This window comes from Marinomonas sp. PE14-40, assembly GCF_051623805.1.
Classification (GTDB): domain Bacteria; phylum Pseudomonadota; class Gammaproteobacteria; order Pseudomonadales; family Marinomonadaceae; genus Marinomonas.
This window is the reverse complement of sequence record NZ_CP130700.1, coordinates 4,251,510-4,275,866: the sequence shown is the minus strand read 5'-3', so window position 1 is coordinate 4,275,866 and position 24,357 is coordinate 4,251,510. Positions and strand designations below refer to the sequence as shown.

General features: G+C 42.3%; 21 protein-coding genes and 1 tRNA gene. 12 read left to right on the top strand and 10 right to left on the bottom strand.

All coding sequences use genetic code 11. The features are described from left to right. Positions 1-9 precede the first annotated feature (9 nt). From Q0A08_RS19665 to Q0A08_RS19645, 5 genes are all read right to left on the bottom strand, one after another. Positions 10-789 carry an enoyl-CoA hydratase-related protein gene (locus Q0A08_RS19665; RefSeq protein ID WP_438463159.1) on the bottom strand — a complete coding sequence of 260 codons (780 nt, stop codon included), beginning with the start codon at positions 787-789 and terminating at the stop codon, positions 10-12. Between the two features lie 9 nt (positions 790-798). After that, the gene (locus Q0A08_RS19660; protein ID WP_438463158.1) at positions 799-1,647 is read right to left on the bottom strand and encodes a 3-hydroxybutyryl-CoA dehydrogenase; all 849 of its coding nucleotides are present in this window, start codon (positions 1,645-1,647) and stop codon (positions 799-801) included. Positions 1,648-1,872: 225 nt separating this feature from the next. Next, positions 1,873-2,688, bottom strand: coding sequence for an enoyl-CoA hydratase-related protein (locus Q0A08_RS19655; RefSeq protein ID WP_438463157.1), 816 nt, complete (start codon positions 2,686-2,688; stop codon positions 1,873-1,875). 2 nt (positions 2,689-2,690) lie between these two features. After that, positions 2,691-4,865, bottom strand: coding sequence for an acetate--CoA ligase family protein (locus tag Q0A08_RS19650; RefSeq protein WP_438463156.1), 2,175 nt, complete (start codon positions 4,863-4,865; stop codon positions 2,691-2,693). A gap of 2 nt (positions 4,866-4,867) precedes the next feature. Further along, a complete protein-coding gene (locus Q0A08_RS19645; RefSeq protein ID WP_438463155.1) occupies positions 4,868-5,653 on the bottom strand; it encodes an enoyl-CoA hydratase/isomerase family protein in 786 nt (261 codons plus the stop codon). Positions 5,654-6,664: 1,011 nt separating this feature from the next. Between Q0A08_RS19645 and dctP the strand changes: the two genes are divergently transcribed. From dctP to Q0A08_RS19625, 4 genes are all read left to right on the top strand, one after another. Then, the gene (gene dctP, locus Q0A08_RS19640; protein WP_046018225.1) at positions 6,665-7,690 is read left to right on the top strand and encodes a TRAP transporter substrate-binding protein DctP; all 1,026 of its coding nucleotides are present in this window, start codon (positions 6,665-6,667) and stop codon (positions 7,688-7,690) included. Positions 7,691-7,827: 137 nt separating this feature from the next. Continuing rightward, positions 7,828-8,328, top strand: a complete 501-nt coding sequence (locus Q0A08_RS19635; protein ID WP_438463154.1) for a TRAP transporter small permease — start codon at positions 7,828-7,830, stop codon at positions 8,326-8,328. After that, on the top strand, positions 8,325-9,620 hold the full coding sequence (locus Q0A08_RS19630) for a TRAP transporter large permease (RefSeq protein ID WP_046018223.1): 1,296 nt from the start codon (positions 8,325-8,327) through the stop codon (positions 9,618-9,620). Before Q0A08_RS19635 ends, Q0A08_RS19630 begins: the two co-directional genes overlap by 4 nt. Before the next feature lie 82 nt (positions 9,621-9,702). After that, the gene (locus Q0A08_RS19625; RefSeq protein ID WP_046018222.1) at positions 9,703-10,536 is read left to right on the top strand and encodes a carbon-nitrogen hydrolase family protein; all 834 of its coding nucleotides are present in this window, start codon (positions 9,703-9,705) and stop codon (positions 10,534-10,536) included. A 92-nt stretch (positions 10,537-10,628) separates the two neighbouring features. On the opposite strand, the gene Q0A08_RS19620 is transcribed toward Q0A08_RS19625, so the two are convergent. After that, complete coding sequence (locus Q0A08_RS19620) at positions 10,629-11,456, bottom strand: helix-turn-helix domain-containing protein (RefSeq protein ID WP_438463153.1); 828 nt, start codon at positions 11,454-11,456, stop codon at positions 10,629-10,631. Between the two features lie 417 nt (positions 11,457-11,873). On the opposite strand from Q0A08_RS19620, the gene Q0A08_RS19615 reads away from it, so the two are divergent. The 4 genes from Q0A08_RS19615 (at position 11,874) to Q0A08_RS19600 (ending at position 17,163) form a co-directional block, all read left to right on the top strand. Further along, positions 11,874-13,121: an MFS transporter gene (locus tag Q0A08_RS19615; protein WP_438463152.1), complete on the top strand. Its 1,248-nt coding sequence runs from the start codon at positions 11,874-11,876 to the stop codon at positions 13,119-13,121. 346 nt (positions 13,122-13,467) lie between these two features. Continuing rightward, the gene (locus Q0A08_RS19610; RefSeq protein ID WP_438463151.1) at positions 13,468-15,270 is read left to right on the top strand and encodes a BCCT family transporter; all 1,803 of its coding nucleotides are present in this window, start codon (positions 13,468-13,470) and stop codon (positions 15,268-15,270) included. Between the two features lie 359 nt (positions 15,271-15,629). After that, a complete protein-coding gene (locus Q0A08_RS19605) occupies positions 15,630-16,565 on the top strand; it encodes a helix-hairpin-helix domain-containing protein (RefSeq protein WP_438463150.1) in 936 nt (311 codons plus the stop codon). A 277-nt stretch (positions 16,566-16,842) separates the two neighbouring features. After that, positions 16,843-17,163, top strand: a complete 321-nt coding sequence (locus tag Q0A08_RS19600) for a hypothetical protein (RefSeq protein WP_438463149.1) — start codon at positions 16,843-16,845, stop codon at positions 17,161-17,163. 193 nt (positions 17,164-17,356) lie between these two features. On the opposite strand, the gene Q0A08_RS19595 is transcribed toward Q0A08_RS19600, so the two are convergent. Both Q0A08_RS19595 and Q0A08_RS19590 read right to left on the bottom strand, forming a co-directional pair. Next, a tRNA-Ile gene (locus Q0A08_RS19595) sits at positions 17,357-17,433 on the bottom strand. Positions 17,434-17,628: 195 nt separating this feature from the next. Next, complete coding sequence (locus Q0A08_RS19590; RefSeq protein ID WP_438463148.1) at positions 17,629-18,585, bottom strand: helix-turn-helix domain-containing protein; 957 nt, start codon at positions 18,583-18,585, stop codon at positions 17,629-17,631. 237 nt (positions 18,586-18,822) lie between these two features. Between Q0A08_RS19590 and Q0A08_RS19585 the strand changes: the two genes are divergently transcribed. After that, entirely contained in the window at positions 18,823-19,353 is a 531-nt protein-coding gene (locus Q0A08_RS19585) for a peroxiredoxin-like family protein (protein ID WP_046018207.1), read from the top strand. 92 nt (positions 19,354-19,445) lie between these two features. On the opposite strand, the gene Q0A08_RS19580 is transcribed toward Q0A08_RS19585, so the two are convergent. Further along, positions 19,446-20,381 (bottom strand): LysR substrate-binding domain-containing protein, encoded by a 936-nt coding sequence (locus Q0A08_RS19580; protein WP_438463147.1) that lies wholly within the window; start codon positions 20,379-20,381, stop codon positions 19,446-19,448. A 275-nt stretch (positions 20,382-20,656) separates the two neighbouring features. Between Q0A08_RS19580 and tmpA the strand changes: the two genes are divergently transcribed. The 3 genes from tmpA to Q0A08_RS19565 are packed head-to-tail and all read left to right on the top strand — an operon-like array spanning position 20,657 to position 23,740. After that, positions 20,657-21,850 carry a 2-trimethylaminoethylphosphonate dioxygenase gene (gene tmpA / locus Q0A08_RS19575; protein WP_438463146.1) on the top strand — a complete coding sequence of 398 codons (1,194 nt, stop codon included), beginning with the start codon at positions 20,657-20,659 and terminating at the stop codon, positions 21,848-21,850. A 20-nt stretch (positions 21,851-21,870) separates the two neighbouring features. Continuing rightward, positions 21,871-22,437 (top strand): phosphonate degradation HD-domain oxygenase, encoded by a 567-nt coding sequence (locus Q0A08_RS19570; protein ID WP_438463145.1) that lies wholly within the window; start codon positions 21,871-21,873, stop codon positions 22,435-22,437. Between the two features lie 22 nt (positions 22,438-22,459). Beyond that, on the top strand, positions 22,460-23,740 hold the full coding sequence (locus Q0A08_RS19565; RefSeq protein ID WP_438463144.1) for an alkaline phosphatase family protein: 1,281 nt from the start codon (positions 22,460-22,462) through the stop codon (positions 23,738-23,740). Between the two features lie 95 nt (positions 23,741-23,835). Here the strand turns inward: Q0A08_RS19565 and Q0A08_RS19560 are convergent, their stop codons facing one another. After that, positions 23,836-24,342, bottom strand: coding sequence for a protein-tyrosine phosphatase family protein (locus Q0A08_RS19560; RefSeq protein WP_438463143.1), 507 nt, complete (start codon positions 24,340-24,342; stop codon positions 23,836-23,838). Positions 24,343-24,357 lie beyond the last annotated feature (15 nt).

Genomic DNA, 24,357 nt, shown 5'->3' with positions numbered 1-24,357 from the left:
TGCTATTTTTTAATTAAAGTTTGGCGCTCTTTTTTCTAAAAAAGCGGCCATGCCTTCTGTTTGATCAGGGCTTGAGAAGCTCAAACCAAACTGATCACTCTCCATGATGCAGGCGTTATCTAGAGGTAAATCCTGTCCTCTTTGTACAAGTTGTTTAATAAGTTGCAGGGAAGTCCGACTTTTACTCACTATGTCTAATGCCATTTCCATCCCTTTTGTCATTAAGGACTCTTGAGGGAAGATATGATTTACCAAGCCAAAACGTTGAGCCTCTTCCGCCCCCAAAATACGCCCTGTATAAAGCAGTTCTAAGGTCATTGGCCGACCAACAAGACGAGTTAATCTCTGGCTACCACCAAAACCTGGGGGAATACCTAAGTTAATTTCAGGCTGACCAAATTTGGAATTGTCTGATGCTAGAATGAGGTCACAGCTCATGGCTAATTCACAGCCGCCACCTAAAGCAAAGCCGTTCACCAGAGCAATCACAGGGAAGGTGGCATTTTCTAAGCGTCTCAATACACCTAGCCCAAAGGCAGAGAAAGCCTTAGCTTCAAGGGAGTTCAATTGACGCATTTCTTCAATATCTGCCCCAGCAACAAAGGCTTTATCGCCTGCACCTGTGATTAATAACAAGCGTGTATTCTTATTTGCTTCAAGCAGGTCTAAAGCCTGATCTATCTCTTCTAAGGTTGCCCTATTAAGCGCATTTAATACCTTGGGGCGATTAATCGTCAGACGCACAACACCCGCTTCGATCGGCTCAAGTAAAATATGTTGGTAACGCATTACTTGCTCCTAATAAGTATAAAAACCACGGCCAGTTTTACGGCCTAAATAGCCCGCATCCACCATTTGCACTAACAAAGGACAAGGACGGTATTTGCTATCATTAAAGCTGGTATATAACACCTGCATTATGCTCAAACAGGTATCTAAACCAATCAGGTCAGCAAGCGCTAAAGGCCCCATGGGGTGGCTCATACCAAGCTTCATCACCTCATCAATATCCTCTGCTTTTGCCAAGCCTTCATGCAGGCAAAAAATGCCTTCGTTGATCATGGGCAGCAGGATTCGATTGGCTACAAAACCCGGTGAATCCTTCACATCCACGGGTGTTTTTCCGATTTCTTTTGCCACTTGGGTGACCTGATCAAATACCGTATCTTGAGTTTGCAAACCGCGTATAACTTCCACCAGTGCCATCACAGGTACTGGGTTCATAAAGTGCATCCCCACTACGTTTGAAGGGCGTTTAGTCACAGCCGCAAGGCGAGTAATGGAAATGGAAGAAGTGTTGGTGGCTAAAATGGCATCTGGATGGCAGATATCATCCAGCTGTCGAAAAATACGTTGTTTAATGCTCTCTTGTTCGCTGGCAGCTTCTATCACTAAATCCGCTTGTGCCATTGAGCTAAGCTCTGTTGAGGCTGAGATATTCGCCAAGCAACCTTGCATCTCATCTATAGTGAGCTTTTCTTTTTTGATCAATCTTTGCAGGCTGGTCGCTATGCCAGATAAGGCCTTTTCGAGGGCTTCGCCGTTTAAGTCAAACATGATGACTTGATAGCCTGCTAGCGCACAGACTTGGGCAATACCTGCCCCCATTTGTCCTGCACCCACTACCCCAATTTGTTGAATATTCATGCGTTATTCCTTACCGATTTCTTAGCAATTGCTCGCTCTTTATTCACTCTTTATGAGAGAAGCTTTACCAAGAAAATTAAGAATTAAAAAAGGCGCATGGCATAACGCCATGCTCCCTGTAACCAAGGCCTTCTCGTATTAAGCTAAGGGAACGAGAAGGGCTAAAAGGGTTACTAAGACCGAAAGTTGAAATTTATAAGCACTCTTTTGTGCATGGTGATTGGTTCATGACTTTTTATTCATAGAGAGCAACATACGATTCACGGCTTCAAGGTGTTCTGGCTCGTTATGGCACATACCTTGATAGCTGGCGCACACATCTAAAAAGTCTTTTAATTCAGTGCGTTGTGCCATCTTCATCAAACGTTTTGTTAAGCGTGTCGCTTTAGGAGGTTGGCTAGCAATACGCTCAGCTAAGGCTAAAGCGGCTGGCATTAACTGATCGGGAGCAACCACATCCAAAACAATATCGAGGGCTTTGGCTTCATTGGCATCAATCACGCGGCCAGTCAGGGTAAGTTCGAATGCTTTTTGATAGCCAATTAAGCGCTGCATAAACCAAGCGCCACCATCGCCTGGGATAATGCCAAGGTTTAAGAAGGTCTCACCAAACTTGGCTTTTTCAGAGGCGATCCGCATATCCGCCATATTGGCTAAATCAAAACCTGCCCCTATAGCAGGTCCATTAACCGCTGCTATGATAGGCACTTCCACTTCTTGCAGGGCCAACGGAATACGCTGAATACCACGACGATAACGCTCTTCACACTCGGCAACATCGCCCGCAAAATCCCCAGCACGTTCCGCCATATCCAAAATATTGCCGCCAGCGCTAAAAGCTGACCCTGCGCCTGTCATCACCAGCACTGACACGGCTTTTTCTTGATTCACCCAGCTAGCCGTTGTCACTATGTCATCAATCAAGTGAGAGCCAGTGAGTGCATTGCGCAGATCATGACGATCAAAAGTTAATATCGCCACACCCTCTTCAAGGGTTAACTTAGCGTCTTTTAGTTGTGGGATTTGATAGTCAAATGTCATCTTTATTTCTCCTGAGAGACAATGATTCTGGCATCGACAATGGCGTAGCCATTGTCATAAGCAATCACAGGGTTAAGGTCTAATTCGCTAATGTCTGGGTGGTTTTCAACAATGGCTGAGACGATTAACAAGAGGTCAACCAAAGCATCTTTGTCTAGGGGTAATTCTCCTCGAACACCGTCAAACACCTTGCTAGCTTTGATTTGATCTATCATGGAAATAGCGTCATAACGACTTAGGGGAATGGCTCTAAAGGACACATCTTTTAATATCTCGACAAAGATGCCGCCTAACCCAAACATGAGCACTGGGCCAAAGATAGGGTCTTGGCTCATGCCGATAATGACCTCTGTTCCTTTGCGGGCCATCGGCGTTATCAAGACACCCTCAATATCCGCATCAACCTTATAGGCAAGACAGGAAGCCAAGATGGATTCTCTGGCGGTATAAAGCGCGTCTTTTCCAACTAAGTTGAGTTTCACCCCACCCGCATCGGACTTATGCAGTATGTCTTTAGAGACGACCTTCATCACCAGTGGGATATCACCGAATTCAGCAAAAGCCCTCTCTAACTCGCTTTCATCACGCACGATAATTTCTTTTGCCACCTCTAACCCGTAAGCACTCAGTAAGTTTTTCGCTTCATACTCAAACAAGTCTCGCCCTTGGCTTTTGGCGTTTGCTAGCGTATCGGCACAGGCTTGATTGATCGTTAAAGGGGCTTTTCGTGCTTGATGCTGATTGTTTTTAAGATAAGCACCACGTTCGCCTAATGCAGACATGATCTTGACCGCATGTTCGATAGAGGCATACACAGGCAGGCCCGCTTGGCGCAGTTTCTCAAGTGGCTCAGGTTTTATATGAGCATAAAGACTGTCGATAATCAGAGGCTTATCTGTCTTTTTCGCAAGGGCTATCATCTCATCCGCACATTGCAGCTCTTCTTCGATTAATTCCTTGGCAAAACGAATACCGTACCCACCAAACATGCCAACCAAAAAGACCATGTCGACATTCTTATCGGCGACAAGTATCTCCATGCATTTTGATAACAGGCCCGGCGCCGCATCTGTACTACCCGCCACATCAATTGGGTTCACCAAGGAAGCTTGTGGAAAGAGAATTTGGCTTAAAGCCAGGCGTGTTGCAGTCTCAAGTTCAGCAAGCTCTAGGCCAGCTTCAGAAATACGATCCGAGGCAATGGTTGCTTGTCCGCCACCATCGGCGAGCACGGCGACACGTTTGCCCGAAGCGTGTTGCATCAAACCTAAACCTTCAGCGACAGGCAGGATCTCATCGGAATGTGCCACCACGCTGACACCCGCTTGCTGAAGAAGATCCACTGTCATCTGATAACTACCAGCAAGTGCCCCAGTATGAGAACTCGCCGCTTTCTGGCCTGCTTCTGTACTGCCAGATTTATAGACAACAACCGGTTTTAGTTGGCTGGTTACCTTAGCTTCGTCTAAAAAGGCGCGACCATCTTTAAAGCCTTCCACATAGAAAGTTGCCACCCCTGTATGCTTATCACTCCCTAGGTAAGCCAGATAATCAGCAAAGCCCACATCCGTTTGATTACCCGGACCCACATAGGTACTAAAGCCAATATGACCATTCGATTGCGCCTCTAACGCAAGAGATAACAACATGTTGCCAGACTGAGAAATAATGCCGATATCACCGGCACTAACATTATCTAATGCTAGTAAGTTCACCTTTTTATGCAGATTAAAAAGACCAGATGTATTTGGCCCGATAATGCGAACACCCGCATTTTGTGCCGCTTGCAGCACCTCTTGCTCAAGACGGGCACCCACTTCATCAACTTCACCAAAACCACTGGCAAGAATAATCGCGCCTTTAACCCCGACGTCACCACACTCTTTGATCAAAGAAGGGATGGTACTTGCTGGCGTACAAATCAGCGCCATATGCACACCTTCTGGAATGAGGTTCACAGAAGCATAAGCAGGTTTACCTAAAATGGTGTCGGCTTTTGGATTAACTGGGTAAATATCCCCTTGGTAGCCGCCGTCTATTAGGCCCATCATGGCCTTATAACCACGTTTAGTCGGATCGTTTGAGGCACCAACTATGGCAATCGAATCTGGCGCAAGCACCTGCTCTAATGAAGAAAAGGATTGGGTGTTAAATTGGGTGTTAAATTGCGTGCTCATGCTTAGCACCCCTTAAACTTAGGTGTGCGTTTTTGTGCAAAAGCATCCACACCTTCTTGCCAATCTTGTGTGGTTGTACACACAAAAACCGCATCTAATTCATGGATGAGCTGGGCATCTAGATTGTTATAAGAGGCTTGATTCAGCAGCTTTTTCGCAGACCTCATGGAAACAGGCGCTTTGCTTGCTAACTCAGAGATAAAGTCTTGAGCGCTGCTTGCAAGTTCATCTGTCGCCACAGTCTTGGTTACCAAGCCAATACGAGCCGCTTCTTTGCCATCAATCTTGTTACCTAGAAAGATCAGCTCGCGGGCTTTCGCCAAGCCCACTAGACGAGGTAGAAACTGAGTCACACCACCGCCGACACATGTGCCTATGCTGATTTCAGGAAAACCAATTTTGGCGTCTTCCGCCATGATGACAAAGTCGCAAGCACAGGCCATTTCAGCGCCAGCACCTAAGGCGTAGCCATTTACCGCAGCCACAACTGGCTTACCTAATTCAAAGATGGTTTCACACACATCATTACCAAGTTGTAGATATTGGCGACGATCAAACAAGCTGCGCTCACCTGCCCCATGCTCTTTCATATCTGCACCAACACAAAAGGCACGACCCTCTCCGGTTAGCAGAATTGCGCGAACCTCTTCATCCGCTTCAGCATGGGCAAGGGCAGCAATTAACTCTTGGTAAAATAGCTCTACCACAGCATTTAGTCTGTGTGGGCGGTTAAAGCGAATCTCGACATAATTCGCTGCTTTATTATAAATTAGTGTTTCAAATTTCATGGTCATCTCTCATTTTTGGATCAAAGCAGCCCCTCTCACCTTATTTGGAAAAAGTAAGGTAAAAGTAGGATGGGATTTAGGCTTAATAAAAAAACGAGATGAACTAGTCGGTATTACCGCGACGGCTCCAATGGCCAGGTCGCATTAAGATGGGTAGCTTGAGTTGAAAAACGGACAAGTGAAAAACCATGCCTTTCACCAGTGACAGCCCTTTTATAGAGAAGCCGTTCAATGATAAGCACTGGGGTGATGAACAATAAGGCGAAGATGCAACAAGGCCTCTACTTAAGGCCTTTAACCTAAAGGAAAGCGTCAACTTGCTTAATGTTTCATTCAATCCTGACATACAAGATTACCCACAGCGTTATTTTTTTAATTGTTAGATAAACTATAGGACTCTGCTTGGTGGCTCGACAATTTCGCAATCAGTCAAAAACTGACGCAAGTTGACGCTTATTCAACGTCAAATTACTCACACAAGCCAAACGATCTTACCCAAAGGATAAGAGGACAAACCGTAATAACCTCTGTTTTCTCCCTTCATTAAATTAGAAAGTTAAAAATGAGAGCTTTTTGCTCTTTAACTCTGTCATTCCAGCAAAGAAGAAGGTGAGTCAATCGACGCACGAAAAGCTCAAACTTGCTTCAGGTAACCATAGAGGGCGAAATTGAACCCCAACTCACTCCAAGCCTATAGTGGAAACAGAGTTAGTTACCGGGAATCACCCACAGCTAACTCTACTGAAGTAGAAAATAAAACAGATAGAAACACTTCAAGATTAAAGGTAATGCCAGCAGGCTTACTACAAGAAAAGATAACAAGGTTAAGCCTTATACCTCTCTTGTAATAATGATGAACTTTCTAATCTAGCATCAATGCTAGATATCTTATTTTTACTTCTTTAGTACTCACGAATTTCTAACTTTTCTTTTTAATCAGAGAGTTAGGTAAATCAAGTGAAGTAGCCAGATTATGCCAAACTTAATAACAACAATTCCTGGAGAATCTAGATGTTTAACCTCAACACCCTAAGCAAAAATGTGCAAAGAACACTCTGCACTGGTGCTACCTTAATCGCACTTACCACTGCTATGTCGGCCTCAGCAGCAGACCTTAGATTAAAGTTTGCAGGCACACTGCCTTTAGATCATCCAGGCACCAAGATGATGAAGCAAATCGAGAAGGACATTGAATCAGCGGATGTTGGTCTAAAAGTTTCTGTTTTCCCAGCGAACCAATTAGGTTCTGGTGAAGAACTGTTTGAAGACAGTATCCGTGGCAACATTGATATGGTGGCAGGCTTTATTTACTCACATAAAGACCCTGTACTTGAGATCAACTCACTGCCTTATCTTGCTAGTTCTTGGGCTGAAATGGACAGCGTGGTACGTAACAAAAATTCTGCCTACAACCAGATCATGCGCGAGCGTTTAGACAAGCTCGGCATTCACCTAATGGAAAACATTCCTGAAGGCTTCACCGGTATTGTGGCAAACAAAAAGCCAAAGAACTGGGAAGGTGTTGGCGAGAAAGGCATGAACATACGTGTTTGGTCTTCTAACGTAGTGAAAAACCTCGTTGAAATGATGGGTTATCGCTCAACAACTATGGCTTGGGGCGATATTTTCCCTGCATTGCAATCAGGCATAGTCGATGGTGCGATTTGCTGTACTAGCCAAGCAACTTACACCATCTTCGCCGTCAGTGATGTGGGTAAATACTTTATTGCTAACGATGCCATTATCGATATCTCTTCTTACTATATTTCGCAGAAAACTTGGAACAAGATGACCATAGAGCAACGTACTGTTGTGTCTAAAGCCTTCACCAAAGCGGCGGATCAATTGTTCGATATGAATAAGAAGAATGACGAAATCTATCGCGCTAAATTAGTCGATAAAGGTTATGAAGTCCTTGTGCCTACTGATGCTCAAAAACTTGCCCTGAAAGAGAAAGTAAAAGCTGAAATCTGGCCTCAGATTGAACCCACTGTCGGTAAGGACACACTTGATCGCATCAAGGCTGATTCTCACTAATCAGTCCTATTCAGAGTATGGGAACCTCCCACCCATACTCTGCTTTCAAGTTATCTGTTCACTAAAGTAAGGCTCATTTCATGGCAAATTATACGAATCAACTCCCCTCCGGGCTGCGGATACCACTGGACTTATTGATGAAGTTAATGAACGGCATCATTATCGCGTCAGGCACCATCATGGCGCTCACTTTTTTCTTTGTGGTGATTTTTAGATATGGCTTTGGGGCGGACTTGTTTGCTTATGAAGAATGGTTGATGACAATCGCCTTCTGGATGTTTTTTATGGCAAGTGCTGTCGCCAGCCATGATAGAGCCCATATTAATGCCGATATTCTTGGCACCCTAATTAAAGACCCCAAGCTTATTTGGTGGCGCTCTATCCTCGTTGAGGTCATAGAGTTATGCATAGTTGTCGTTGTGGCTTACTGGGGCTTCTTAATGTGCCAGGAAGAGTTTAATACTTACCCTAACTGGCAATCGACTATCGCTTTAAAAATCCCATTTCTGGTGCCTCGTATTGGTATTTTCCTTGGTTTTCTAATGATGGCTATCTATACCGCGCTTCACCTTTATCTGCTGTTAAGCAATGGCCCTAAAACACAACAACAGCCAGCATTACAGGACGCTCTAAAATGATTATTGCAGGTACTCTTTTTATTCTTTGCATGCTTTTGCTAATTGGTGTGAGTGTGCCCATTGCCTTTGGCGGTGTACTCATGTTTTTGGCTTCCATGGGTGGCCACGAAGTGTCAGGTTATCTCCCGACTGGCCACTGGAAAATGAACTCCTTAGTCCTATTGGCTATCCCTTTGTTTATCATTGCGGGTGCGGTTATGGAGAAAGGCAGAATTGCCGCGCCCTTGGTGAGTCTGGCGGAGATGTTTGTTGGCCACTTAAGAGGTGGTTTATCCGCTGCAGCAGTGATTGCCAGTGGTATCTTTGGTTCCATCTCAGGCAGTGCCAACGCGACCCTGACTTGTATTGGTGGCATCATGATGCCCCATTTAAGAAAGGCCAATTACCCTAAAGGATTATCGGCAGCGCTTATTGTCAGTGCCAGCCCGCTAGGCTTACTGATTCCACCAAGCTCGTCCCATATTCTCTATGCTTGGGCAGCGCAGCAATCGGTACTGAAAGCATTTTTATCAACGGTTATTCCAGGCATTATCCTGATCACACTGCTGATTATCGTTAACTACATTTGCCTACGTCGTCAGAAAGACTTGCAACTAAACCTAGGGCAAAAAGTCGATAATTTCGGCCTTATGTTCCGAACTCGCTCCTTTAAAGCCTTCCCTGCGCTTATGATGCCAGCCATCATTTTGGGCGGCATTTACGGCGGTATCATGACCCCAGTAGAAGCGGCAGGAGTAGCGGTTATCTATGCCATTCCGATCGGTATTTATGTTTATAAAGGCCTAACTTGGCGCACCTTCTTAGACACCATGCGTAATGCAGGTGTCACCGTTGGCGTGGTCATGGTGATGATCTTTATGGTGCTAATTGTTAGCCGCTTTTTAGTCTTTGAAGACATCCCGAGCATTGCCCAAGAGTTGGTTTACTCTGTCTCGGATAACCCGATTGTGATTCTTTTGATGGTGAATCTGGTGATGATCTTAATCGGCATGCTGATGGATGACATCAGTGGTTTGCTACTCTCAACACCTTTGTTACTGCCAATTGTCACCGGAGTAGGCATGGACCCCATTCACTTTGCCGCCGTGCTTGGCGTTAACCTAGGGATGGCAAACATTACGCCTCCTACTGCTCCTTTGCTCTATTTAGGCGCCAGAGTGACACAAGTTCCGGTTAATAAGATGATGAAACCAACCTTGATTTTTATCGTTTTCGCCTGGTTACCCACACTTATGCTAACCACCTTTATTCCAGAATTATCACTCTTTTTACCTGAGCTGCTTTTAGGCTAGTCACTAAGATTTGAAATTCTTTTTATCAAGCAATTTTTAATAAACACGCTTTATTAAATAAACCTAATGGAGTCATTCTGGTATGCGTATATTAGCTTGTCAGATTCATATTCCGGCGATAGATAGCCGAGAAAAACAGCTACAACACATCGACACTGTTATCACTAAATTAGAGACAGAGTTGAAAGATAAAAGCGTGGATTTGGTCGTCTTGCCCGAGCTTTCCACCATGGAATATTCGGCTGAAAACTTTCAGAACATAGACACCTTTAGTGAAGAGCTCTATGGTGAAACCTATGACAAGTTCTCCAGTTTTTGTCGCAGAAATAAGGTGGCTATTTGTTATGGCATGCCTCGTAAAGAAGACGGTGATGCCTATATTAGCCAAGTGACTTTAGGCCGTAATGGTGAGTATCTCACCCATTATGACAAGATACACACAGCCGAATACGGTGATGCGGCTGAGCTTAAATACTTTAAGCGTGGCAACCACTTATCTGTATTTGAAGTGGATGGCGTGCGTGCTGGCATTATCATTTGTTATGACATGCGTTTTCCTGAACTCATCAGACGTCTGTGTGGCGAGTTCTCGGTCGATGTCATCTTGCATCCTGTGGCCTTCGCCCAAGACTTGTCCTTCCATACTTGGAAGCAATTTGTGGTGAGCCGCGCCCTAGAGAATCAGGTTTATTTTATGAGCATCAACCAAAGTGGCGATCATTTTGGCCAATCTATCATTTGCCCGCCTTGGGTGGATAATAAAGTACAACCACTCATCTTTGGGCAAGAGGAAGCTTTCCATCTTGTTGAAGTCGACAGAGAGGTGATCAGCAAGGTGCGAAAAGAGATCCCTTATCGTCGTGATACCTTAGCCGATTATGACGTTTTGCCAGTGCGCAGCTCAGAAAATAAATAAGCGAGAAATAACAAAATAAAAAGCCCTTTATCAAATCATTGATAAGGGGCTTTTTAGATTGAAATTGAACGTCAGAACTATTGAACGAGAAACTAAAGTGGCCTTGCGTAAAACACCTTCTCTTCAGGGTCGAGATCATTACTTATATGTTTGCGAATCTGTTCTTCTATCTCACCGGAATCCTCTTCAAAAATGCCGCATGCTTTTAAGGCGTCCTTGTGATTACAGTTTTTTCCTAAATAGGACAGAATAACCCTTTGGCTCACAGGTTCTCTAGCATCCGTTCCTGATACACCTAACATCAAACCCGATAACAGAGACACCTTATTCTTATAAGTCGGAAACAAGGTCACATGTATCATTTCGTTTTGCAGTAACTCTTCGTAACCACTGATAAAAATACGGTTACCTAAGCCTGTCACCATGCCTTTAATCTTATAAATAAAATCGTTATGGCTAGATTTGTCTTTTTGCGAAAGGCGCTCTATCCACTTAATAAAATAACGCCCATCTTCTTTGAATATCATGCCGTAACCCTTGAGGATCTGGGTTGGAAACGAGGTGGAGTAATAATAAATATGATAGCTGCCTTCGTACTTGGACAAATCCATGGTCGAACTTGTCATCAGCTGGTCAATAATATGCAACTCAGGGCGATTCATGGAAGCGAGATTCAACTCATGCACAGGCCTAACCCTGATGATCTCTTCGAACTCTTCATGGGGCAAATAAATCTCGTGCTCTTCTAACCCAAAGTAGTCACAGATACGGCGTAAATTATTGCCAGAAGGCGTGGTTTTAGCACTTAAGTATTTATTGAATTGTTGGCGGTTAATCTCCAACTCGCGGCACACTTCTGAGATAGATTTTTTATAATTGCAGAGTAATCTAAGGTTATCGGCAAAGTTCTGTTTATTCATCTCTCATTGGGTCCATAGTCGGATTTAGCTCAATTTACCTATTTAGTAACAAGACGTTAGTAACTAGGTACTGATATTTAAAGACACATCAGTTAATTGAATAATAGTACACTTTTTATCGTTCTAACTTAATGACGTTAAAGCAAAAATATAATTTTGATTCAGGCTCACCCAGAAATATTTTGGGAGCCAGATACTTTCTTCTGTGTTATCCCTGCTCACAACTCGTTCGTCACACATCTATATTCAAGATAATCGTCAGAAGCACTGGATTACTCTTTTACAGGAATAGAGTAGGATAGAATCAGCAAAGGCTTCATGAGAGAAAGAACAAGCATTTAAGCCAATGACTCGAACCGATTACTTAAGCCGATTAAGACAGAAGAGAAACACACCTAGGTATTGGATTTTATTTGAATGGAAAACAACAAGCCCTTCTCTTTGCTAGAAAAGAAATCTATCTATTTTCTTGTCATTACAGTGTCCATGTACTTTTTTGCGCTTGATTTATACGCCCCTTCGTTGCCGCAACTTAAAAGCCTTTTTCAGGCACCATTTTACCAAGTTCAGTTAACCATCACCCTGTTTGCCATTGGTTTTTGGAGCTGCCAACTCTTCTTTGGGGCACTCATTTCTCATTATGATAAGCGTAAAATTTTATTAGCCACAAGTGCCGTTTTCAGCCTGACAAGCCTCGCCATAGTCAGCACAAATACGATAGAAACCTTATATTTATATCGCTTTATTCAAGGGGCTTGCTGCGCCTCTATGTATGTTATTGGCTTTGCAACAGCGAGGGAGTTGGTCTCAGAAGACAGACTCAAAACCATCATGCCACTCTCTTCACTAGGCTTTACTCTCATGTCTGCTCTTTCTCCCATAGTTGGCGGCCTTATTATCCAGTTTGGCCAATGGCATCAAGTGTTTAGCAGCATGGCCTTTATTGGTTTTATCCTCTTTGTTTCGACCTATTTTTTATTCCCCAAAACGGCTAAACAAACCGATGAAGCAGTAACGAAAATAAGCTTTGCCTACTTTGCAAAATCCTCATACACAAACTACAAAGCCATGCTGACAAACTCAGTATTTACCATCAGCTCGTTTATCAGCATTAGCGCCGTGGTTGCCATGGTGATTTTTTATCAGATCGCCTCTTTCATCTTCATAGAAGAGGCGCAAGTCAGCTCGTTAAACTTTGGTATCATCTGCTTTTTATTAATATTGGTGTCTGTGTTCGCAAGGCTTTACTACCTAAGGTATTTGCGAGAAACGAATGTGATGCAAGGGCTATTTAAATGGAGCTCATTGTCTGTTCTAGCGGCACTGATTAGCTACCTGAGCACCTTAGCTCAAGGGATGGATTTTATTATTCTCTTTTCTCTCAGCTATTCGGCCTTTATTTTTGCTCTGAGTGTCGTCCACTGTTACGCCCTAGTCTATGCCTTCATGAAGGTAGATAAGTCGAAAACAGGCTACTCTGCCGCCATCTACGGCACCTTAACCTCATCTTATATCGTCATAGGCTCGGCCATCTCTTCTGAGTATGAACCTAGCGTTAACTATCTCATATTATTGATGATCGCCATGGCGTGTATCTGCCTCGCTGGTACGGCTTATATTTATTTTAAAACATTGATGGTAAAGCCAAGACCAGCACCAAATTAGGTGTCTCAATCTAGACGGTCAGATTCGACAACTCTGAAAGAATAAACCACAATAATATCTGTATTAAGCGAATGAAAAGCCTAAGTTAAACCTTATAAAATACAGTTTTTAAACCTGTTATTAAGATAAACTTATCAATCAATATTTTTTATTAATGTATTTATAGAAGTATTTAGATCTAATCAAAACATATACATTCTAACCTTCGCTTTAAGAGCATAAACTCGCTTAAACTAGTTTCAATTTACTTTAAATTCGCGAAATTTAATAACTTTTACGTCTTTGTATAATTACTCTTGTCTGTTTAGTTTTTTAATTCTAATAAATAAAATAATGAGAGAAATATATGATAAAACCAGAGTTTACTGATGTTGTTATAAAAAAATCTGACACGGGGTTTTATCAAAACTATAGTGTTCCAATCGCTCTAGGAAGTAAGAGTATTATTATTGCCCTAGCGCTTTGGGCTCTCCTATGGCCTGAATCAACAAATAATTTACTTGGAAGTATAAAGTGGGCCCTTCTCGAAAACTTTAATGCTTTCTATATCATCTTATTTGGCCTTTTTTCATGCTTTCTCATTTTTATTGCGGTTGTTCCTTCGATAGGAAAACGCGTAATGGGCTTGCCTGGTGATAAACCAGAATTCTCAACCTTCTCATGGTTTTCAATGATGTTTGGGGCCGGTTTAGGTGTTGGCTTGATGGTTTTTTCGACCGCTGAACCCCTAGGCCTTTGGGCATCTAACCCCGCAATATTAGCCCAAGATGTTGAGGCAAATACGGTTGAGGCTCTCTTACCTACTTACCGCTATACCTTTGCGCATTATGGGTTTCATACTTGGGGAGTGTTTGTCATTGTAGGTTTAGCATTAGCCTATTGTTCATATACCCGAGGAATGCCTCTAACATTAAGATCTACTTTAGCGCCTTTAATCGGTAAATATGCAAATGGCGTATTGGGACATATCGTTGATATATTAGGTGTTGTTGCCACTATTCTGGCTGTATCAACAACAATTGGTTTTGGTGTTAGCCAGTTAATTGATGGTATTTATACTATTACTGGCATTGAATGGATTATGAATATTAGTGGCGATGTACCAACACCCAGTAATGCAGGGTTAATCGCTGGCTTAGCATTAATCATGATTTTATCAATTGTTTCTGCTGTATCAGGTGTCGGAAGAGGGGTTAAATACCTTTCTAACCTTAATTTAATTTTATCTATATTCTTGTTATTAATATTCGTTTTCTTTGGTTCATTTTTCTTTGCGATGACCACCTATGGCACTGCGTTTGTTGATTATATTTTGCATTATATTTCTCTATCATTTAATGCCTATTTACCAATGAATGAATCTCAATATTTAGATCTCATCCCTGAATCTGCAAAAGCATTTTCAAGCGAACTATTCGCTAACTCAACGAATGCTTGGGGAAGTTATCAAAGCTTCTTATCAAGCTTATCCGATAATGCAGCAGCACTTGATGAAAGTACTCTTAAACAAGCCTATATAGCAGGAAATGAAGGCCGTCAATTTGCATGGCAAGCAGGCTGGACAACCTTTTATTGGGCTTGGATGGTGGCATATGCGCCTTTTGTCGGCTTATTCCTTGCTCGAATTTCAAAAGGTAGGACGATTCGTGAATTCATTTTAGGCTGTGTCATCGCACCCTCTTTGGTTTGCTTTGCTTGGATGACAATATTAGGTGCGACAGCGATTGACCTTGAATTAAGTGGCGTTGCAGACGGATCAATTATTGACGCTTCAAATACAAATAAATTATTTATAACGTTAGGCTACTTATTAGAAGGTGAGTTTTTAGCACTGGTTAATATTATGTGTGTCATTTTGGTTCTCACATTCCTAATCACTTCGGCTGATTCGGGTATTCTTGTTATGAATACAATCATGTCAGGTGGCGATCAAGATGCAGGTATTAAGCATCGAATTGTTTGGGGAGCCATCCTCACTGCCGTCATTGGTACTCTGCTTTTAGCCGCAGGCGATAACAACCCTATGGAAGCACTAAGAAATGCCATGATAATAGGCGCATTGCCCTTCGCTATGATCCTAGGCTTAATGATGATTGCCATGTGCAAAGCCATGTACGTCGATAGCGTGTTACTCAAGCAAGAAAAGTAGCGTTAACTCGTATCGGTGGAAGTAGAACTAAAAATTTAGCGCTAGAAAAACTTAAAAAGCGAGTGATTTAGTTAATCTCAAAAGTCCAATAGAGCCGTATATTTACCGCTCTATTGGTGGTTTATCGCTAACGACATCGTATATTACAAATCAAAAGAAATAATATTAATCAGCCCCCTCCAACATCAGAATCCAAGTGAGCATATTTTTCCTGACTTATAGCTTGAATCATCTAAAACAATTTACGGCTAACATCGACTCGCCTTCAATCAACCTGTGTTAGAAATTTATATAAGTCTCTTTTTTCGCTTAAGCAAGCAGCATATACTTTCCGCTCATTTCAGTAAGGGACTGCATTAATGTTTAACATCATAAAAAGATTGTTTAAGAAAAATAAAACAGAAGCTCAACACATTGATAATGATACCCAACGAATAATAGATAGTGGAAACAGGCTTGTTGAAATCATCAATGAGTCACTAATAATATCTAATGAATCAAAAAACCTTGATACTAAAATATCTCGGATTAGAGTTGTAAAAAATAACCTTAGTAGTTTGAAAGAACTCACCTCTAATTACTCATTCTTCAAAATAACTCAGCTGGATGAACTAGAAAAAAACATTGCTGCGATTGAAGAAGAAGTTGAAGAACTAAAAATAGAAAAAATATTGAATGAGTTATACGAACCTAACAAAAGTATAATAGAGCAATCAATTAAGGTCGCTAAAGTTAATTCAGATATTTGCGATGGCGTTAAATTCAGTGCAAATCTTGACTATACAACACCACTCAAATATTTGGAGTTTGACCAATGTGTAAAAACAGCTGAAGAAGCGGAATTGTTAAATATTCCATCAAAGTATGGATGTTGGATGCCAAAAGTAAAAGAGCTGTATTCGCTTGATATTAAGTCAACACGTGCCACAAAGTTTGGGCCAGTACCATCATGTAAAAATGAGAATTGGGTATTACAATCTCTAATTAAATTTAGACAAGTTATGGAAAAACCTTTTAAAGATACAACTGATTTAAAAGAGTTACACTCTAGATCTATAGAGATAGTAGCCGCTACTCCTGAGATTTGGGTATCAGTGCCGCATTGCTTACATTTTTTGTTTAAAGAGTTTGTAATTGATCTAAAACACATAACACCAGAAATGCTAATTCAGCTTTTAGAAATGGGATTCTCATCATTAAGCGAACTAAAAGAAGGGACAGAAAAAGACTTTCAGAAGCTAAATAAGATAGGCCCGAAAAAGGCTAGAGAAATAGTAGAGCAACTACTCGATTGATATAATTAAAGAAATTTAATTCCTCCAATTTACATAATTTAGATAAGTATCAGTTAAGCTATCGAAACTTAGAGGAAAATATTTTCAATGAGACCTGTATTTAATACGTTAGCAATTATTTTCCTTTCCTTGTTTGGTATACGCAGCAAGCCAAAGTTGGCAAGTATCAAGTAAGATCGATCCTTTCAATGACAGAAAAAGCACAAGTGCTTATGTTTTAACTAGTAATGGGGAAACTTTAAGCTCTGTTCGTTGTAACAGTCTTGGAAAATTAGATGTGATTTTCGAGTTTGATCACTTTCTAGCATCAAAATCACCAATTACAGTGAGTTATAGAATTGACAAGAATAAAGCTCAGATGAACAGAAGGTGGTCTGTATCAACAGATGGTACAGCGATATTCGCTGATAATTTAGATCAATTTAGGTTAGCTAAAAAAATGATGAGCGGACAAAGTTTATACCTAAAAACAAAAGATTTTAGAGGCACTACTTACTCAATGAGAATCTCATTAAAAGGTTCATCAATGGCGATTCAAAAAGTATTAAATACATGCGAAATGTCAGACGATTATTTTAAAAAGCTTGGAATCGAATAGACTTTTCTAGTGGTAACATATTTAAGAATGATTAAAAGAAACTATAAATTTTATTAGATGAGAAAGTAGAAACAGAACAGACAGTGGCTGCTTGAAACAAAAAGTGCTGCACTTCTAGCAAGAATTCAAGAGTATTAACAATAACCTAGACATAAAAAAACCACCTTTGATTTCTCAAAGGTGGTTTTTAATATGGTGGGCCTACCGTGACTCGAACACGGGACCTGCCGATTATGAGTCGGATGCTCTAACCAACTGAGCTATAGGCCCTAAAACGGCCGCCATTATATCTAGCTTATGAGTTTCTGCCAAGCTTTGTTTAGGCTTTTCTCTTTATTTATTTCAGCTTTTTATCAGTTAAGCCAAGTCTTGCTTATTTATTGTTCAATCTCGGCTAAAAAAGCCCTATTCAATTGTTTTCATTCAGTTTTCACGAAATCTGCTGCTAGCTAGAAAAGCTGGCTTTTATGAGGCTGAAGGCAGTTGCAGCCTTTCCTCTTTTTGCAGTTTGCGTACTTGCCCTGGAGCGAAGCCTAGGTTCTTTTTAAAGGCACGACGAAAAGCGGTTTCACTTTGATAACCTAACTCTAAACTCAGGGCGGCAAGGTTATGTTGGCCTTGTCTGAGTTTTTGGTTGGCTAATCTCATGCGCCAAAGGGTGACATATTCAAGTGGGGTGTAACCTAGCTTGTCACGAAAGGCATTATTAAAGGCGGTGCGGGACATGCCGGCTTGCTGGGCGAGTTTTTCCACTGTCCAAGCTTGTTCGGGCTGATCGTGTATCACTACTATGGCTCTTGCCAGTTTGTCGTCAGATAAAGCCGCTAATAAACCAAATGGTAGGCGCTTTTGCTGCATCAGTAAGCGTAAGAATTGCACCAGCAAGGCTTCGGCGAGACGCTCACTAACCACTTGAAAGCCACATGAGAGCCTCGCTAGCTCTTGTTGCAGCACATCGAGAATAGGTTGAATTGCTAGGGCGATATTATCTTCTTGATTAATGCCCACCAGCTTGGATTGAGTATCCAATAAAGGGTTGAGACTAGAGAGACCAAAGTCATACTCACATACCAGTATGGCAGCGTCTTGCTCTTGTTCTAAGGTTTGTAGCTTGAGTTCTGTGCCTGCGGCTAACCAGAGAATACTGCCTTGGGTAAACTCACCTGCGTTCTCTCCTAACATAAACTCTTGCTCTAAAAAACTGAGCTTCCCCTGACAGACACACAGTAAATAGGAGGACTCGGGAGAGAGGTGTACTCTTTTTTGTGAGGCTTGGTGTGTTTCTTCTGACGCATTTTCGATACTTAAGTCGAATTCTTGTTTGGTATTTTGCTCGTGAGGCATGTCTTCATGCTGTTGCAAAAAGGACACGGATTTCACTTGCGGTCGAAAGTGAGTCAATAAAGTGGTTAATCTATCCATTTTGTACTATCTGCTACAAATTTAATTTAAATTGATACAAATAAAATACACAAGATCCCCTATGATTACTACTAAGACATCAAAACTGATCATTTAATAGACAAATCAGTCTTTGGTGCCACACTAGTTGGGCCAGTGAGTCATGAGAATGAAAATAGGTAATCAAGTTAAAATCACCAAATGGAATGGGTGTCTTACTGCTCTTGAACTCAACCTTGAAAAAGTTAGGAGCTTATTATGACAGTTTTAAAACCTCGCCAAGCCATGCCTGCTTTGCAGTTCCATTCCTTGCAAGATAATTGGTCTTTGGCAGAACAAGAACCCGCTCAATTCACCATGTTAGTGGTTTACCGTGGTCTACATTGCCCTATTTGTAAGAGCTATTTGACTGAGCTTAATCGCTTAGCTGAAGATTTTAGTGCCAGAGGCGTTAATATTTTTACAATTAGTAGTGATACCCATGAAAGAGCGCAAACCGCTTTTGATGAATGGAAGCTACCAAGACTAAACCTAGGTTATGGATTAAGCGTTGAGCAATCTCAAGCCTTAGGTTTACACAGATCGAAAGGTCGTGGTTTAACCAGCATAGGCATCGAAGAGCCAGAAGAGTTTACAGAACCTGGTATCTTTATTGTTCGCCCTGATAATACCCTTTATTGGAGCAATATCAGTACTATGCCATTTGCGCGCCCGCACTTTAAAGAAATACTAGGTGCGATAGACTTTGCGATTCAAAAAGACTACCCAGCCAGAGGCGAGTTAGTTTAATCAACAGCAATATCTAGATAAGGTGTGAGTATTCACTATTTATATTCACACCTAGTTTATTCCCTGTCTTTATTTCTAAGCAGATCATATCTCTATCCCCACTCTAAATTGTCTCTATCCGGATGATCCGCTAGCTCTGCTAACATCCAACGACAAAAAGCATCCACTTTAGGTGTGATAGTGGCATTTGATAGAATCAGGTACTGGCCACCTTCTGCTGGCATTATGTGATCGTGCACCTTAACCACCTTACCTTCATCTAACGCCATGCGAAAACAAAAAGACAAACCCAGTAATAAGCCAACGCCTGCTTGTGCCATTTCTAATGCGGTAGAGGTGTGGTTACTTTCAAACAAGGGCTCTGGCTGAAAGCCCTCTTCACCCAGCTCACTAAACCAGTTACGCCAACCTAGCTTAAAGCCCAATGTGCTAATAAGAGGGAGGCTTTTCATCTGGTCTAGGTCATTAAACTGGTTTTCACCCTCTGGTAGGTGCGTTTCGATAAAGCTGGGGCTGGCGATCACCATCCAGTCTTCTTTAATAATGCGTTGTACTCGATAACCAGAAAAGCCCCCTTCCCCATGGCAAATTTCCACATCGGCATCATTAACACCCTGACCTGTTGGCCAAGCCGAGCTTAGCAGTCTCACTCGATACTCTGGATGCTTAGCAAAAAACTTGGGTAATCTTGGCATTAACCAACATTGGGCAAAAGTGGTACCACAGGCCACTTTAATAGTGGGGCGATAGTCGGACACAAACAGCTCGTTGGTGGTTGCCTGCATATTGGTAAAAGCTTGGGTTAAAACAGGTAAATAAGCTTTGGCGCTGTCAGTTAGTTCTAGCCCTTTTGCTCTGCGATAAAAAAGCTGGGTATCAAGGTATTGTTCTAACAATTTAATTTGCTGACTCACTGCCCCTTGGGTGACATGTAGCTCGGCTGCGGCCTTGGCTAGGTTCTGTAATCGCGCTGCGGCTTCAAATGCGCGAAGGGCGTTTAATGGCGGTAAACTTTGAGCTTGAGGCATGAGGTTACTTCCTTTTCTTATCCTGTCTCGATTTTAGCAATTCTATAGCATAGATAAGATAAAATTCTCTATTGGCAATAAAAACGTCATCAAAATGCAATATTTATGGTGTCGGATCACTTTTTAACATAATTAAAACTCAAAGACTTTAGAAATTCTATACTAGCACTTTGGAAATTCTCAATGTTTTTATCCCTGTTAGTTTGTCATCATGTTCATACAAATCACAAGCATGCTTAACTTGTGGTAAGGCAAATATAATGAGGTAGTGAAACATGAGTATTGCAATGGCAAATGGCCATAAGCTCTCAATAGCGCACGATAGCACTCAGTTAAATATTGAATGGAATGATGGTCATAACAGCGAGTTTCTCGCGGTCTGGTTAAGAGACCATTGCCAAATGCCCGAGAGTCGCGATGCCCACAGTGGCCAGCGCCTTATGAATGTGACTGACTTTCCTTTAGATGTGAGTATAGAGTCAATCACGCCATTGGATAATCAGCATGTTGAGATTATCTTCTCGCCACTTCATCGCAGTGTATTTAGCTTGGACTGGCTTGAGCAAAATGCGTATGACAAACACCTCGCCAATGATATTTACTCAGAACAAAATAAGGTGTTATGGGACTCAAGCTTTAGCACAGAAAAGTCTGTGTTCGACTATGACGCTTACCTAAGCAACAAGGATACTAGCCGCGCTTTATTCGATCACTTTGCTCTTTATGGTTTTGCCATTTTAGAGAATGTCCCTTGTAAAGAAGGCCAGATTCTTGATGTGATCGATACCTTTGGTTATGTCAGAGACACTAACTATGGCAAGTTGTTTGAGGTGAAAACCCAAGTTGAGCCAAACAACCTCGCTTTTACAAATTTAGGCTTAGGTCTGCATGCGGATAACCCTTATCGCGACCCAGTACCAACAGTGCAATTACTGCATTGTTTAGAAAACACGGTAGAAGGTGGCGAGTCGATTCTTGGGGATGGCTTTAAAGCAGCCAGTATTCTAAGAGAAGAAAGCCAAGCTGATTTTGACCTTTTAAGCCAAACTTGGATCAATTTTCGCTTTCAAGATAAAGACACTGACCTTCAGTCCCGTGTGCCTTTAATTGAAGTAAATGATAAGGGTCAGGTGGTCAAAGTTCGTTTTAACAACCGTTCTATTGCGCCTATCAATATCGATAAGCAAAAGATGAAAGCCTTCTATAAAGCCTATCAGCACTATGCTGAGATACTCAATCGCACCAGCATCATGATTGATTTTAAACTCACGCAAGGCCAACTTGTGATGTTTGATAACACCCGTGTATTCCACGCGAGAAAGGCTTTTTCAACCTCTGGCAGCCGTTGGTTACAAGGGGCGTATGCAGATGTCGATAGCTTATACAGTTTGCAATCTGTGTTATCTCGTAAGACAGAAACTGACGCTCGAGTCACATCAAACCCATCAGCTAAGAAGACATCAAACTAATCAGATAAGGAGACGTAAAAATGACAAGCGAAAACTCCATTCTAGCCAAGATAGAAGCGCTCTTTAGCGACCATGGTGCTGACTGGTACATGGGTGAACCTGTCACCATGGCTGAGCACATGCTGCAATCTGCCTTTTTTGCTATGCAAGCCGGTGCAGACGACGAACTTATCATAGCGGCCCTATTACATGATATTGGCCACTACACCAGCGAATATGCCGAAGATTGCCTACAAAAAGGCATAGATAACGAACACGAAGACAGTGCAGCGGACTTTCTTGCTGGGCACTTCCCACAAAGAGTACTCGATGCGATTCGTCTACATGTGGCGAGCAAACGCTACTTATGTGCGGTAAAACCTGAGTATTACGAGGTGCTTTCTGAGGCATCGAAAGAGTCGCTAGCGGTACAAGGCGGCCCAATGAATACGGATGAAGTGGCGCAATTTGAAGCCGAACCTTATCATCAAGATGCGGTAAAAGTACGTTACTGGGATGATGCTGGCAAACAGGATTCTCTTACTGTACCAGACCTGAATCATTACATTCCTATGATGCAGAAGCTGTTAACTCAGCCTGCTGCTTAAGTCAGTATAAGGAGCTCTGTCTATGAGTAAGCTTATCCTCATTATGATAGATGGCATCAGTGCCGACCTATTTGTACAAGCAAAAGCTTGGTTACCCAACTTGCATGCGTTGGCGAGCCAAGGCACCTATGTGAAAGCCTTAACACCTGAAGTCTGCGGTACTTCTTTTCCCGGCCGTACCTCTATGATTGCAGGACAAACCGCCGCCGAACATGGGGTGTATGGTAATAAGGTTTGGGATGGTACTGAGTTTCGTTGGGCGATTCCTGAAGATGTATTAACCACCACAGTGGCAGGCTATGCCAAGCAAGCTAACAAGAAGGTAGCAGGCCTAGGTTATGGCATGGTGAATACCCAAGATTGTGACCTTTACCTTGACCCTTGGTGGTCTGATGAGACGACAAATCGCGCGAGAACTGACGACTCCTCATCCATAGAAGAGCAGCAAAAAGCACAAGCTAATCAAGCTTTAAAGGATGCATTAAGTAAACGTACTCAAGCGCGATTAGCTGAACTTGATCAAGCCCGAGTTGATGCTAGGGTGATCAACCCTAATGGCGCAAAGTATCAAGACTATAATACGACTGAGACGATGACTTTTGGCATGTTGGCTGATCAGCAATTATTAGACATAGGCGCTGGCCTTGCATGCTCGGATGATGCGCCAGACCTTATCTTATTAGAAATTGCGGCGACCGATTACTTTCTGCATAAGTACGGAGCAGGTGATCCTATGATGGAACATTCGCTTCGCACAGCCGATGCGCAAGTCGGCACCTTATTAGAAAGGCTAAGACAAGCAGGCAAGTTAGATGAGTATAACTTTGCCATCATGAGTGACCATGGCCATACGGCGATGACAGAGGCAATTTATTGTGACCAGATTCTGCCTGAAGGCGTACGTTGGTCTAGTGAAGGCGGCATGCTGCTTATCGCCCCTAGATCCCAAACGGAAGCGGAGCAAGTCACCAAGATATTGCTAGAAGCGGGTTTAGAAACCTGGAATAAGGTCTTTATTCCTGAACATCAGCAAGATGAGCTTTTAGTTTTCACCTCTAAAGAAGGGGCGCTAACTAGCTTTGAAAGGGACTTAAAAGACACAGGGCAGATTAGCGGAAAATCTAAATATCAATCTAATCACGGCATGCGACCTGGTTCTCGTGAAGACTATCGTTTTTGTCTGTTTGTTGGTCCAAATGTGCCACAACAAGAGGTGGAATTTGCGACAGCCTCTCAGATAGCACCGACTTTAGCATCGATTCTAAAAGTGGATACCCCTTGGAATGAAGAGGCGCTTTGTTAGCAGCGAAGAGCCTCTTTGTTAGCAGTGAAGAGCCGCTTTGTTAATTCAGTAATAATCACTTTTAGGAAATTCCTATAAGCGCAATAGAGCGTTACTCAAAAGTGAGTAGCGCTCTTTTTCTTTATTGATAAAGACGCTTCAAAACTCTCCAACACATCCAATGCAAAAGGTATCCACCCCTCTGCGCTAAAGGCGATAGGCCTCACACTGAACACCTTATCCATGGCTTCTTTAGCTGTCATACCTTCAAATTGAATCAGATAAGCTGCCATGACCAAGCCTGTTCTATCCTTGCCTGAACGACAATGAATCATCACTGGGCCCGACACTTTTTGTGCCTCAATAAAAGCCATGGCTTTTGGTAAATTCTCCAAGCAAGTTTCTTTATCACCTGCTTGTACAGGCGCATTAGGCGACATAGGAATATTGACATGGGCTATTCCTACTTTATCCATTTCATTAGAATCAACTGATTCGGCAAAATTGACACTTAAGATAGCCGCAATGCCATGTTCTTTAAGCTCCGCTAGGTTCCAAGCATCTAAATTAGGGCCAGAGCGCCCTGCTATCTTGCCTTCGATTAACCAAAATACCTTTTGCATTCTTCTCACCTACTC

Coding starts and splice junctions, on each gene's coding strand:
- Q0A08_RS19665 (WP_438463159.1), bottom strand. CDS start 789: ATGCGTTACCAACATATTTTACTTGAGCCGATCGAAGCGGGTGTTGTG.
- Q0A08_RS19660 (WP_438463158.1), bottom strand. CDS start 1,647: ATGAATATTCAACAAATTGGGGTAGTGGGTGCAGGACAAATGGGGGCA.
- Q0A08_RS19655 (WP_438463157.1), bottom strand. CDS start 2,688: ATGACATTTGACTATCAAATCCCACAACTAAAAGACGCTAAGTTAACC.
- Q0A08_RS19650 (WP_438463156.1), bottom strand. CDS start 4,865: ATGAGCACGCAATTTAACACCCAATTTAACACCCAATCCTTTTCTTCA.
- Q0A08_RS19645 (WP_438463155.1), bottom strand. CDS start 5,653: ATGAAATTTGAAACACTAATTTATAATAAAGCAGCGAATTATGTCGAG.
- dctP (WP_046018225.1), top strand. CDS start 6,665: ATGTTTAACCTCAACACCCTAAGCAAAAATGTGCAAAGAACACTCTGC.
- Q0A08_RS19635 (WP_438463154.1), top strand. CDS start 7,828: ATGAAGTTAATGAACGGCATCATTATCGCGTCAGGCACCATCATGGCG.
- Q0A08_RS19630 (WP_046018223.1), top strand. CDS start 8,325: ATGATTATTGCAGGTACTCTTTTTATTCTTTGCATGCTTTTGCTAATT.
- Q0A08_RS19625 (WP_046018222.1), top strand. CDS start 9,703: ATGCGTATATTAGCTTGTCAGATTCATATTCCGGCGATAGATAGCCGA.
- Q0A08_RS19620 (WP_438463153.1), bottom strand. CDS start 11,456: ATGAATAAACAGAACTTTGCCGATAACCTTAGATTACTCTGCAATTAT.
- Q0A08_RS19615 (WP_438463152.1), top strand. CDS start 11,874: ATGGAAAACAACAAGCCCTTCTCTTTGCTAGAAAAGAAATCTATCTAT.
- Q0A08_RS19610 (WP_438463151.1), top strand. CDS start 13,468: ATGATAAAACCAGAGTTTACTGATGTTGTTATAAAAAAATCTGACACG.
- Q0A08_RS19605 (WP_438463150.1), top strand. CDS start 15,630: ATGTTTAACATCATAAAAAGATTGTTTAAGAAAAATAAAACAGAAGCT.
- Q0A08_RS19590 (WP_438463148.1), bottom strand. CDS start 18,585: ATGGATAGATTAACCACTTTATTGACTCACTTTCGACCGCAAGTGAAA.
- Q0A08_RS19585 (WP_046018207.1), top strand. CDS start 18,823: ATGACAGTTTTAAAACCTCGCCAAGCCATGCCTGCTTTGCAGTTCCAT.
- Q0A08_RS19580 (WP_438463147.1), bottom strand. CDS start 20,381: ATGCCTCAAGCTCAAAGTTTACCGCCATTAAACGCCCTTCGCGCATTT.
- tmpA (WP_438463146.1), top strand. CDS start 20,657: ATGAGTATTGCAATGGCAAATGGCCATAAGCTCTCAATAGCGCACGAT.
- Q0A08_RS19570 (WP_438463145.1), top strand. CDS start 21,871: ATGACAAGCGAAAACTCCATTCTAGCCAAGATAGAAGCGCTCTTTAGC.
- Q0A08_RS19565 (WP_438463144.1), top strand. CDS start 22,460: ATGAGTAAGCTTATCCTCATTATGATAGATGGCATCAGTGCCGACCTA.
- Q0A08_RS19560 (WP_438463143.1), bottom strand. CDS start 24,342: ATGCAAAAGGTATTTTGGTTAATCGAAGGCAAGATAGCAGGGCGCTCT.